This is a genomic window from Cryobacterium soli (assembly GCF_003611035.1).
Classification (GTDB): Bacteria; Actinomycetota; Actinomycetes; order Actinomycetales; family Microbacteriaceae; genus Cryobacterium; species Cryobacterium soli.
The window spans coordinates 3,122,597-3,134,763 of sequence record NZ_CP030033.1 but is presented as its reverse complement, the minus strand read 5'-3'; the positions used below and the strand labels follow the sequence as shown (position 1 = coordinate 3,134,763).

Annotated in this window: 10 protein-coding genes and 1 pseudogene; 2 read left to right on the top strand and 9 right to left on the bottom strand. The window is 69.0% G+C overall.

The genetic code is table 11. From position 1 onward, the window contains the following. Positions 1-84 precede the first annotated feature (84 nt). Positions 85-729, bottom strand: a complete 645-nt coding sequence (locus DOE79_RS14550) for a TMEM175 family protein (RefSeq protein WP_120339129.1) — start codon at positions 727-729, stop codon at positions 85-87. 310 nt (positions 730-1,039) lie between these two features. Between DOE79_RS14550 and purL the strand changes: the two genes are divergently transcribed. After that, complete coding sequence (gene purL, locus DOE79_RS14545; RefSeq protein ID WP_066598116.1) at positions 1,040-3,346, top strand: phosphoribosylformylglycinamidine synthase subunit PurL; 2,307 nt, start codon at positions 1,040-1,042, stop codon at positions 3,344-3,346. Positions 3,347-3,663: 317 nt separating this feature from the next. Here purL and lhgO read toward each other — a convergent pair whose 3' ends face one another. After that, positions 3,664-4,872: an L-2-hydroxyglutarate oxidase gene (gene lhgO, locus DOE79_RS14540; RefSeq protein ID WP_120339128.1), complete on the bottom strand. Its 1,209-nt coding sequence runs from the start codon at positions 4,870-4,872 to the stop codon at positions 3,664-3,666. A 372-nt stretch (positions 4,873-5,244) separates the two neighbouring features. Here lhgO and DOE79_RS14535 point away from each other — a divergent pair, with 372 nt between their 5' ends. Continuing rightward, positions 5,245-6,159: an endonuclease domain-containing protein gene (locus tag DOE79_RS14535; RefSeq protein WP_120339127.1), complete on the top strand. Its 915-nt coding sequence runs from the start codon at positions 5,245-5,247 to the stop codon at positions 6,157-6,159. A 183-nt stretch (positions 6,160-6,342) separates the two neighbouring features. On the opposite strand, the gene DOE79_RS14530 is transcribed toward DOE79_RS14535, so the two are convergent. The 7 genes and pseudogenes from DOE79_RS14530 to DOE79_RS14500 form a co-directional block, all read right to left on the bottom strand. Then, complete coding sequence (locus DOE79_RS14530; RefSeq protein WP_120339126.1) at positions 6,343-7,284, bottom strand: SDR family NAD(P)-dependent oxidoreductase; 942 nt, start codon at positions 7,282-7,284, stop codon at positions 6,343-6,345. A 140-nt stretch (positions 7,285-7,424) separates the two neighbouring features. Then, positions 7,425-7,751: pseudogene (locus DOE79_RS14525) on the bottom strand (chorismate mutase); the annotation flags it as partial. A 76-nt stretch (positions 7,752-7,827) separates the two neighbouring features. Continuing rightward, the gene (locus tag DOE79_RS14520; protein ID WP_342767925.1) at positions 7,828-8,769 is read right to left on the bottom strand and encodes a DMT family transporter; all 942 of its coding nucleotides are present in this window, start codon (positions 8,767-8,769) and stop codon (positions 7,828-7,830) included. 92 nt (positions 8,770-8,861) lie between these two features. Then, positions 8,862-9,527 (bottom strand): GNAT family N-acetyltransferase, encoded by a 666-nt coding sequence (locus DOE79_RS14515; protein ID WP_120339123.1) that lies wholly within the window; start codon positions 9,525-9,527, stop codon positions 8,862-8,864. A gap of 78 nt (positions 9,528-9,605) precedes the next feature. Beyond that, positions 9,606-10,892, bottom strand: coding sequence for an adenylosuccinate synthase (locus tag DOE79_RS14510; RefSeq protein WP_120339122.1), 1,287 nt, complete (start codon positions 10,890-10,892; stop codon positions 9,606-9,608). Positions 10,893-10,895: 3 nt separating this feature from the next. Beyond that, positions 10,896-11,414: a DUF3151 domain-containing protein gene (locus tag DOE79_RS14505; RefSeq protein WP_120339121.1), complete on the bottom strand. Its 519-nt coding sequence runs from the start codon at positions 11,412-11,414 to the stop codon at positions 10,896-10,898. A 116-nt stretch (positions 11,415-11,530) separates the two neighbouring features. Continuing rightward, positions 11,531-12,103, bottom strand: a complete 573-nt coding sequence (locus tag DOE79_RS14500) for a TetR/AcrR family transcriptional regulator (protein WP_162942765.1) — start codon at positions 12,101-12,103, stop codon at positions 11,531-11,533. Positions 12,104-12,167 lie beyond the last annotated feature (64 nt).

Here is a 12,167-nt window from a genome sequence, read left to right as displayed (position 1 = left end):
GCGTAATGGCGCCCGACCCGCGGTCGGCAACCAGCCGCATGCTCTCCGGAGCGAATTGCGGTGCGGTCGCCTGCAGAAGCGATCTCAGCTGTGGGCAGCTGCCGGCTCCGGCACCCAACGAGCGGCCACCACGCTCAGCGGCGCGGCGATGATCCAGCTGTACATCGCCGCATCCGGTGCGCCGAGTAGGGCCACGGGAATCGATGCGGCGAAGACCACCACCGTGACGAGCATGGTGCGCAAGACGTAGAAGAACATCGCTCGGTCGACAGAGGGTTCGAGCAGCCGGGACGCCCGCGCCGAGGCCCAGACCAGGCATTGCATCCCGCTGATGGCGGCCACCGTGCCCGCGTAGAGCACCACCGCCGGAGTCTCGCCGCCGTACTCGCTGAGCACCGAGGTGGGGAACGGCAGGAACGCAACCAGCAGCAGGAGCAGGAGGTTGAGCTGCACGAGCCGCCGGTCGTAACCAGCGATCAACCGGAACTTGCGATGATGGGCTGCCCAGTTGACCGCGATCACCGCGAAGCTCAGCGCGTACGCCAGGTACTCCGGCGCGAGGGCGGCCAGAGCGGGGCCGAGGTCGGCCGACGACGTGTCGGGCAACCGGATGTCGAGGACGAGCAGCGTCATGGCGATGGCGAACACCGCATCGCTGAAGAACTCGACGCGTTCGGTGTTGCGCCCGGTGTCGAGGAGCCGCCGGTACCGCGCCCGCGCCGATTCCATGACGCAAACCTACTCTCCCGTCATGTCCGGGCCCTACGAATGCGCAGATCCCCGGATGCGGGCCGGGCGCCGCTGCTCGGGCGAGAGCAGCGCCGCGCGGGGCAGGCGCCGCTGGGCGGGAGGCACGCCACCCGCGAAACGGCGCGTGGCCAGCGCAACACGGAGAAGCCCGTCTCGACGCCCGGGAGCGCGGGCCAGGCGCCGGTGCGCGGGCGCAGCGCCAGACCGCGCCGATGCCGCCGCCGCAGGGCGGGGTCGCCGGGTAGACTTGCCCGGTCAAGCATCCGCTATCTCTGGGAGAACGCCACTCGTGACCGCTGTTTCCAACACATCCTCCCGCGGCGTCGCTGACACCGTGACCAACGCGATCAACACTCCCGAGAAGGAGCAGCCGTACGCTGCCCTCGGGTTGACGCCCGGCGAATACGCCGAGATCCGCACCATCCTGGGCCGCCGCCCCACCTCGGGTGAGCTCGCCATGTACTCGGTGATGTGGAGCGAGCACTGCTCATACAAGAGCTCGAAGAAGTACCTGCGCCAGTTCGGCGACAAGGTCTCCCCCGCCATGAAGAAGAACCTGATGGTGGGCATGGGCGAGAACGCCGGCGTGCTCGACGTGGGCGAGGGCTGGGCCGTCACCTTCAAGATCGAATCGCACAACCACCCCTCGTACATCGAGCCGTTCCAGGGCGCCGCGACCGGCGTCGGCGGCATCGTGCGTGACATCATCTCGATGGGCGCCCGCCCGGTCGCCGTGATGGATGCGCTGCGCTTCGGCGACATCAACGACCCCGACACCGCCCGTGTTGTGCACGGCGTGGTCTCGGGCATCAGCTTCTACGGCAACTGCCTGGGCCTGCCCAACATCGGCGGCGAGACCTGGTTCGACTCCGTCTACCAGGGCAACCCGCTGGTCAACGCGCTCTCTGTGGGCGTGCTGCGCCACGAGGACCTGCACCTGGCCAACGCCTCGGGCGCCGGCAACAAGGTCGTGCTCTTCGGGGCCCGCACCGGCGGCGACGGCATCGGCGGCGCATCCATTCTGGCCTCGGACACGTTCAGCGAGGGCGGCCCGACCAAGCGCCCCGCCGTGCAGGTGGGCGACCCGTTCGCCGAGAAGGTGCTCATCGAGTGCTGCCTCGAGCTGTACCGCGAGAAGCTCGTCGAGGGCATCCAGGACCTGGGCGCCGCGGGTATCTCCTGCGCCACCAGCGAGCTGGCCTCCAACGGCGACGGCGGCATGTACATCCAGCTGGAGAAGGTGCTGCTGCGCGACCCGTCGCTCACCGCCGAAGAGATCCTGATGAGCGAGAGCCAGGAACGCATGATGGCCGTCGTCACGCCGGAGAAGCTCGCCGGCTTCCTCGCCGTGGTGGAGAAGTGGGACGTGGAGACCAGCGTGCTCGGCGAGGTCACCGACTCCGGTCGCCTGATCATCGACTTCCACGGTGAAGAGATCGTCAACGTCGACCCGCGCACCGTGGCCGTGGACGGCCCGGTCTACGACCGCCCGGTGGCCTACCCCACCTGGATCGACGCGCTGCAGGCCGACACCGCCTCGGCCCTGCCCCGGGCGACGGATGCCGCGACGCTGCAGGAGCAATTCCTCGCGCTGCTCGGCTCGCCCAACCTGGCCGACCCGAGCTGGATCACCGACCAGTACGACCGCTACGTGATGGGCAACACCGCCCTCTCGTTCCCGGACGACGCCGGCATGATCCGCATCGACGAGGAGTCGGGCCTCGGCTTCGTCATCTCCACCGACGCGAACGGCCGCTACTGCCAGCTCGACCCGTACCGCGGCGCGCAGCTGGCCCTTGCCGAGGCGTACCGCAACGTGGCCGTCACCGGCGCCGTGCCGGTGGGCATCAGCGACTGCCTCAACTTCGGCTCCCCCGAGAACCCCGAGGTCATGTGGCAGTTCTCCCAGGCCGTCGAAGGCCTGGCGGATGGCTGCCTCGAGCTGGAGATCCCGGTCACCGGCGGCAACGTGTCGTTCTACAACCAGACCGGCGACCAGCCGATCCACCCGACCCCGGTCGTTGCCGTGCTCGGCGTGATCGACGATGTGGCCCGCCGCGTGCCCAGCGGCTGGCAGGACGACGGACACAACATCTACCTGCTCGGCATCACCCGCGAAGAGCTCGACGGCTCGGCGTGGAGCGCCGTGGTGCACGACCACCTCGGTGGCGTGCCGCCCATCGTCGACCTCGGCCGCGAAGCCGACCTCGCCGGTCTCCTGCACGCCGCGTCGATCGAGGCCCTGATCGACAGCGCGCACGACCTCTCCACGGGTGGCCTCGCGCAGGCCCTCGCCGAGGCCGTGCTCCGGTTCGGCGTTGGCGCCCGGGTCTGGCTCGGCGACATCCTCGAGCGCGACGGTATCGACGCATCCGTTGCCCTGTTCTCGGAGTCGACCGGCCGTGTGCTCGTCTCCGTCCCGCGTGAGGACGACGTCAAGTTCCTCGGCCTCTGCGAAGGCCGCGACTACCCGGTGCTGCGCATCGGGGTGACGGACGCGACCGCCCCGGTGCTCGAGATCCAGGACTACTTCACGGTGCCGCTGACCGAACTGCAGTCGCGTCACCGCAGCACGCTGCCGAACGCGTTCGCGTAAAGCCTTCGGCCTGAGTTGCCGCGAAATGCCCCTTCCCTCTCCGGGAAGGGGCATTTTTCGGCAAGTCGGCACCGGTGGCCGGCCGTTGGTGCGTTGGGTGCGCCTGCTCTGGTTGGATGATCCCCCTATAGGGGCCTCATCCAGCCACCCAGGGCTCGGCCACCCACAGCGGGCTTATCCAGCCACCAGAGGTGCAGCGGGCAGGATGCTCGGTGCGCGCCGCTTCACCGCACCTCGTACCGTTCGGCACGCCCGCTATAGCGGGCGCGGTCACCCGCACGAGGTGCAGTGAGCCAGCACGGTGCGCATCCGCTGCTCTACTCGGGCGTACGGGCGAGCACGTAGTTCTCGAGCACGTGCTCGGCGATCGCCATCGAGGAGGTGGCGGCGGGTGACGGGGCGTTGCGCAGCAGGGTGACCGGGCCGACCTGGTCGACCGCGAAGTCGTCGAGGAGGGTGCCGTCGCGGCCCCAGGCCTGGGCGCGCACGCCGGCGGCGGTCTTGGCGGTGAGGTCACCCATCCGCAGCTCGGGGATGAACCGGCGGGCCTTGCGGTAGTAGAGGGGCTTGACCAGGGAGCCGCTGATCTCGTCGAGCCCCATCCGCCAATGCTGTCTGGCCAAGGCGCCCGCGCCCGGCCAGCGCAGGGACTCCCAGGTGTCCTTGGGCGAGACGGTCAGCCAGGTGTACCCCTCCCGGGCCAGCGCCGGCACCGCATTGGGCCCCACGTGCACGTCGTCGTAGACACCGCGGGTGAAGTGCACACCAAGGAAGGGGAACCGCGGGTCGGGCACCGGGTAGATCATGCCCCGCACGAGGTCGGTGCGCGCCGGGTCCAGCGCCCAGTACTCGCCGCGGAACGGCAGGATCTTGGGCGACGGGTCCGCGCCGACCAGACGGGCGACCACGTCGGATTGCAGCCCGGCGCAGGCGATCACCCGGTCGACGACATGCTCGGACTCCCGGGTGCGCACACGCACTCTCGCTCCCTCGAGCTGCATCGCCACCACCTCGTGGCCGGTGCGGATGCTGCCGCCGGCGGCGCGCACATCCGTCGCCATCGCCTCGGTGATCGCGGAGTAGTCCACGGCCGCGGTATGCGGCGAGTGCACGGCGGCGATGCCTGCCACGTGGGGTTCGATCTCCCGGAGGCGGACCAGGCCATCCACGCGGAGCAGGTCTGGCACCCCATTGGCGTTCGCCCGCCGTTCGATCTCGGCGAGGGCCGGCAGCTCGCTCTCGTCGACCGCGACGACGAGCTTGCCCACCTCACGGTAGGGCAGGCTCTTCTCGGCGCAATACTCGCGGATGCTGGTGCGGCCCGCGGCGCACAGCCGGGCTTTGAGGCTGCCCGGCTGGTAGTACAGGCCGGCGTGCACCACGCCGGAGTTGCGTCCGGTCTGATGCGCGGCGAGTCGGTCCTCTTTCTCGAAGACCGTGACGTCGCCGAGTCCGCGCAGGGCGAGGGCCCGCGCCAGGGCCACCCCTACGATGCCGCCGCCGATGATCGCGATGCGTTCGCCCATAGCCATCCGTTCTCAGCTGCCCGTCACGGATCATCGGTTCGACGAGCCGCCGCACGGTGGCATCCTGCCCCGTCGCGGCGGACCGGGCAATGCCCGGCTCGACGGACCCGTTCATCAGGACCGGCGGCGGCCAGCTGCCGCCCCTGCCACCCCTCGCGAAAGCGGCCTAACGGCTATCTCACCAGGTTGAAGGAACCACACGGCCGCTCTCGCGAGATGTCGCCGTCCCTCCCACGCTCACCTCTCTCGCGAAAGCGGCGAAATAGCTACCTCAGCGCGCTGAAGCGACCACACGACCGCTCTCGCGGAATACCGGGTGGAGGCTGGGGATAACTTCGGCACGGCAACACGCTCACGGCGCATCCTCTGGGGATGAAACGGCGCACAGAGATACCGCGAGCGCTGCGAGGGCGCGCATTCAGCCATCAGGAAGGGCTGTCCGAGGGCATGACACGGGCGCGTATGCGTAGTGACGACCTGGCGCGGCCGTACCACGGCATCCGTGTGGTGCCGTCTGACTCGACCGACCCGCTCGCCCGTATCCGCTCGTACCTGCCCCATCTCAGCGGGGAACAGTTCTTCAGCCACACCAGCGCTGCTCTCATCCACAATATGCCGCTGCCGTTGCGCCTCGCCCAGGATCCACGCGTGCACGTCTCGACTCACATCGCATCATCGAGGCACGCCGGCCGCGGCGTCGTGGGGCATCAGGTACAGCGCGACCGGGTTCGCGTCGTGGTCGTGACCGGCATGCAGGTGACCTCTCCGGTCGATACGTGGTGTCAGCTATCCACAATGTTGTCATTGGACGCCCTGATCGAAGCGGGAGATGCTCTGGTACGTCGGAAGCAGCCGCTCGCGACTATGGATGAGCTGCGCGCTGGCGTGTTGCGGTACACCGGGCAACGTGGGGCGAAGAAGCTGCGCGAGGCCTTCGAGTCTGTGCGGCCCCGGACGGATTCAGCCAAGGAGACGGCGACCAGGTTGGTGATCGTGCGGGCAGGGCTACCCGAACCGGAGGTGAACGGTGAGATTTTCGACAGGCGGGGCCGCAAGATCGCGACCGGGGACCTGGTGTTTCGCAAGTACAAGGTGCTCGTGGAGTATGACGGCGAGCAGCACCGCACCGACGAGGAGCAGTATCACTGGGACGTGGACCGTCTTGATGCGATCATGGAGGCCGGCTGGCGCGTCATCCGCATCAATAAATCGCATCTGAGGATGTCGCCTTCGCCGGCCCTACGGAAGATCACCACGGCCCTCGCCGCAGCGGGGTGGAGCCCATGACCCGCGGCGGGGGTCGCGAGAGCGGCGAAACGGCGACCTCACGCAGCTGAGGCAGCCATATGGCCGCTTTCGCGAAAACAACAGTCCACGAGAGCGGCGAAACGGCGACCTCAGCCGGCTGAGGTAGCCATTTGGCCGCTTTCGCGAGACGTAGCGACAGCGAGGGGGCGAGCCGGGCGGGGGTTAGGCGGGGAGCGGGAACGGGGCCCCGACGAGGGCCTCGGTGCGGGCGAAGAGGCGGTCGGCGATACCGCGGTCGAGCGAGGTACGGGTGGGGCGCTGCAGGGTCGGAGTGCCGCGGGTGAGGAAACGGGGGCCGTAGTATTGGCCGCCGACGGCAGAGGGATCGATCGCCGCCCGCACGGTCGGCCAGGCACCGGCATCCTTGCCCTGGGCGCCGATGAAGCCCTGCAGGGTGTCGACGAAGCGCTTGGTGCGGCGCACCTCGTTGACGCCGCGGATGCCGGGTGTGAGGCCCGAGATCGAGTAGCCGGGGTGCGCCACCAGGCTCTGCACCCCGCCGGGGCCGTCGAGGCCAGCCGAGCGCAGGCGCCGGTCCAGCTCGAAGCCGAACACCTGCATCGCGATCTTGGACTGCGCGTAGGCCTTGCCCCCGTTGTACGTGGTCTCGAGTTGCAGGTCCTCCAGCGAGGAGTCCAGCAGCCGGGTGATCAGCGAACCGAGCGACACGACCCGGCTGCCGGGAGTGCGCTGCAGCACGGGCAGAACCAGGCCGGTGAGCAGGAAGTGACCGGTGTAGTTGGTGGCGAGCACCAGCTCGGTGCCGTCCAGGCTCACCGAACGGTCGGTGGGCGGGTGCACGATGCCGGCGTTGAGGATGAGGCCGTGCAGCTGAGGAAGGTCGAGCATCCGCTCTGCTGCCCGGCGCACCGAGGCGAGGTCGGCCACGTCGAGGGCCATGGTCGACACGGATGCGCCGGGGACGCGCCCGCGGATGACGGCGACCGCCGCGGCAGCCTTGACCGGGTTGCGGCAGGCCAGCACCACGTGGGCGCCGGCACGCGCGAGTTGCTCGCTCGTGAAGTAGCCCAGGCCTGCGTTGGCGCCCGTGACCACGATGGTGCGGCCGGTCTGGTCGGGCAGCGCCCGGGGGTTCCAGGTCACGCGGCGGGGCCGGCGGAGGCCTGACCGTCGCCCGGGGCCGATGCGTCCGGCGCATCGGTCGGTGCATCGCCGGCCGGAGTGCTGACGGCGGCGTCGCCGGAAACAGCCCCAGCGACAGTGTTGCCCGCCGACCGAAGGCCGCTCGAGCTGTCGCCGGCGATCTTCTCGTGGTGGTGGATGACCTCGGCGATGATGAAGTTGAGGAACTTCTCGGCGAACGCCGGGTCGAGCCTGGCGTCTTCGGCCAAGCCGCGCAGCCGCTGGATCTGCAGGAACTCGCGGGCCGGGTCCGCCGGCGGCAGGCCGTGCTCGGCCTTCAGCCGTCCCACGCTCTGGGTGAACTTGAACCGCTCAGCCAACAGGTGGATGAGTGCGGCATCGATGTTGTCGATGCTCTGGCGAATGCCCTGCAACTCATTGATCGCGTCCTGTCCCGCGCCGGCGGGCAATTCCTCGTTTACAGCCATGTCTTTACGATATTGCACCGGCCCGGATGCCCGCTCCGGGCTCGCCCGTCACCCGTCCCGATGGCCGGCGGGGCGGTCAGGCGGGGCGGGGCGCCCGCAGGGGCAGGCGCACGCGCTTCTGGGTGAGCAGGATGCCCATCAGGACCAGGAGGGCGCCGAGCGGTTCGTGCCAGGAGAAGGTCTCGGACAGGATGAGCACGCCGAGAAGCACACCCACGACGGGCGTGACGTAGGTGACCGTGGAGGTCGTGGTGGGACCCCAGGCCCGCAGAACGTTGATGTGCCAGATGTACGCGAATCCGGTGCCGAGCGCGCCCAGGGTGACCAGGCTCAGCACGATCGGCGTGGTCAGGGCCACCGGCTGCCAGGCCAGGACCGGCGTGAACAGCAGCATCGCCGCGCCGGCCAGGCCGATGTTGAGGAACGCGAAGGTGGTGCCGGCGATGGGCCGCCCGCTGAGGTGCTTGCGGGTGTAGCCGAAGGTGAAGCCGTAGCAGAGCGCCGCGCCGAGGCAGGCGAGTTGACCCCAGAGGTCGCCGGTGAGCGCGGTGTACTGCCAGGGTGCGATGATCACGATCACACCAATGATGCCGACCAGCACGCCCACGATCTGGTCGCGGGCGAGCTTCTCGACCCGGAAGACCGCGGTGACCATGAGAGCGGTCATGATGGGTGTCACGGCGTTGTAGATGCTGGCCAGGCTCGACGAGACGTACTGCTCGGCCCAGGCGAAGAGCAGGTGCGGGATGAAGCAACCGGTGAACGCGATCACCAGGAAGTGCAACCACACCACGCGCTCCCGCGGCAGCACCGGGCCGTTGTTGATGCGCGGCCGGGTGACAAGCACGATCAGGCCCAGCGTGAGCCCGCCGAGCACGAGGCGCGACCAGGCTACCTGGCCGAAACTCACGCCCTCGAGGGCGATCTTCATGAACAGGAAGCTGGCACCCCAGACCACGCCCATGCCCAGGAATTGCAGGGCGACCAGGGGGCTGCGGGGCGTCGTAACATCACTCACCTGCCGACCCTAGCCCACCGGTGCGCCGTGCCCACCCCAAGCCGGTTCGGGGCCGAGGGTGATGTCCGAAATTCGCGGGCGAATGGCCGGAATCAGGCGGGGGTGACGCGGCGGCGGGGAGCGCGCGGGTTGCTGTACTCGACCGACGTGCCGGCGAAACCCTCCAGGCGTTTCTGCAGCCCGGCCTGCACCACGGGCCACTCGTCGGCGAGCACCGAGTACACGGCGGTGTCACGCCAGGAGCCATCCGCCCGGCGCTGTACTCGCCGGTTGATGCCCTCGAACTGCGCACCGATGCCGAGGATCGCGGCACGGGATCGGGAGTTGAGCACGTCGGCCTGGATCTTGACCCGGCCGAAGCCGTGATCGAACGCGGCGCCGAGCATCAGCAGCTTCGTCTCGGGGTTCACCGCGGAGCCCCAGACCTGCGGGGCGTAGGCGGTCCAGCCCAGGTGCAGCGCCTCGTTGGGAAGGTCGATATCGCCGAGCGTGGAGGTGCCGACCAGGTCGCCCGCGTGCGGGCCGGACACGACACGCACGGCGTAGGGCAGCGCATCCCACTGGTAGTACTTCGACGCGAACGCGACGAACTCGTCGAGGTCGGCGGGCAGTCCGTGCGGGCCGCCGCCGTAGCCGCCGGCGAAGACCGCCGGATGCGCGATGGCGCGGTGCAGCTCCGGCAGGTGCGCGTGGCTGAGCCGCTCCAGGCACACGAAGCGCCCCGTGAGCACATGCTCGTCAGGCCGGTGGGCACTCACGGGCGTTCTCCCTTCGCCGAGCCGTGAGTCAAGCTCCGAAAAACTCGAGTCTTCGGGGCTTAGCTCACAGGTCGCGAGTTAGTCGATGAGGTCGTGACGGGTGAGGATCGCTTCGCGATCGGGGCCCACGCCGATGGCGGAGATGCGGGCACCGCTCATGGCCTCGAGCGCGAGGACGTAGTCCTGGGCGTTCTTCGGGAGGTCCTCGAAGTGGCGCACCATCGTGATGTCCTCGGTCCAGCCGGGGAACTCCTCGTAGACGGGCTTGGCGTGGTGGAAGTCGGACTGCGAGACCGGCACCTCGTCGTAGCGCACGCCGTCGACCTCGTAGGCGACGCAGACCGGGATGGTCGCCAGGCCCGTGAGCACGTCGAGCTTGGTGAGCACGAAGTCGGTGACACCGTTGATGCGGGCCGTGTACCGGGCGATCGGGGCGTCGTACCAGCCGCAGCGGCGCGGGCGGCCGGTGGTGGTGCCGAACTCGAAGCCCTTGGCACGCAGGAACTCGCCGGACTCGTCGAACAGCTCGGTGGGGAACGGGCCGGCACCGACGCGCGTGGTGTACGCCTTGACGACCGCGATGATGCGGTCGATGCGGTTCGGGCCGATCCCTGAGCCGGTCACCGCGCCACCCGAGGTGGCGTTCGACGACGTGACGAACGGGTAGGTGCCGTGGTCGACATCCAGCATGGTGGCCTGGCCACCCTCGAACAAGACGGTCTTGCCGTCGACGAGCGCCTCGTGCAGCAGCAGCGCGGTGTCGGCGACCATGGGGCGCAGGCGCTCGGCGTAGCTGAGCAGGTCGTCGACGATCTCGTCGACGGTGATGGCACGGCGGTTGTACACCTTGACCAGCATGTGGTTCTTCTGGCCGAGCGCGCCCTCCACCTTCTGGCGCAGGATGTTCTCGTCGAACAGGTCCTGGATGCGGATGCCGACGCGGTTGATCTTGTCGGCGTAGGTCGGGCCGATGCCGCGACCGGTGGTGCCGATCTGGCGCTTGCCCAGGAACCGCTCGGTGACCTTGTCCATGGTGCGGTGGTACTGGGTGATGACGTGGGCGTTGGCGCTGACGCGCAGCTTCGACACGTCGACGCCGCGCGAGCTGAGCGCGTCGAGCTCTTCGAAGAGCACCTCGATGTCCACGACGACACCGTTGGCGATGATCGGGGTGACGCCGGGCGTGAGGATGCCGGACGGCAGCAGGTGCAACGCGTACTTCTCGGTGCCGACGACCACGGTGTGGCCGGCGTTGTTGCCGCCGTTGAACTTGACGACGTAGTCGACCCGGCTGCCGAGCAGGTCGGTGGCCTTGCCCTTACCTTCGTCGCCCCACTGGGCGCCGATCAGAACGATGGCTGGCATAGCTTAGTTTTCTCCTTGGATAAAGAAGGCAGCGGTCGGCGGGGCCGGGTCCTCGCCTGGTGAAACGGCGGGCGGGGCCGCCGGGAAACTCTGGGAATCGGCCGCCTCGGAGCGCAGCAGGGGGATGACTGTGGCGTCGGCCCCGTTCAGGAACTCGGTGAGGCGTTCGAACTCGTCGGTCTCGCCGATCTCGGCCGCGGCGCGGCGGAGGGCGAACAGGGCGCGGAGCACCCCGCGGTTGGGTGCGTGCGACCACGGGATCGGGCCCTGGCCGCGCCAGCCGGCCTTGCGCAGCGCGTCAAGGCCGCGGTGGTAGCCCACCCGGGCATACGCGTAGGCCTCGAGCAGTCGGCCCTGGGAGTGGGTCACGTCCGCGAGGGCTGCCCAGGCCAGCGACGACTTCGGATGCGCCGCCACAACGGTTGCAATATCTTGCGTTCCGGTTCGGCTGAGCGCCTCAGTCACCTCCGGTTCCGCGGGTAGGAGGGTCTCGGGCTGGTCAAGCAGATTTGCGCCGGTCACACTGAATCCTACCAAGACGGCGCCGAACCGTGAGTTAAGCACGCATCCGCGCCCGATTTCGCGCCTTTGCTCTCAGTTCGCGAACTGGGGCGGTGGGGGCACCGGGCGCCGGATACCTAGTGGATGGCGGGCACGAGGCGGCCGGAGAAGGTGCACAGGACGGCGGCGACAACCTCGGCCTGGGGGCGTTCCTCGTCGAAGAGCAGCCATTCCAGCCCGGCCATGAGGGTAGCGCCGAACACGCTGCTGGCCATGAGGGCCGAGGCGCCCACGGTGGATGCCTCCGGCAGCGCCTCGGTGATCGCGATCTCGAATTCGGCGAGGGCGTCGTGCCGGAACGCGAACGAGGTCTCCTTCCAGGCCCGGTCGGTGCGGAAGATGTCGCCGGCGATGATCTTGGCCAGGGCGGTGTTGCGCGCGATGCTGCCGAGGAGTGTGGTGACGAGGGCCTCGATGGCGCTCCAGCCCTCGAGGCCGGTGCGGGCCTCGCGCAGGACCTCGGTGAGCGCTGCCATGCCCTCGCCGAGCAGGCCCTCGAAGAGCTTGTCCTTGGACGCGAAGTTGTAATAGAGACTGCCCTTGGCCACGCCGGCGCGCTCGGCGACGTCGTCCATGGTGGTTCCGCTGATGCCGCGCTCTGCCGCGATCTCGAGCGCCGCGTCGAGAATCGCCCGCTTGGTGCCGGTCATCCGAACCATGCTTCCACCCCTTGATCTTTGTACTGACTAGTCAGTATAGTGGGATTCGGCCCCG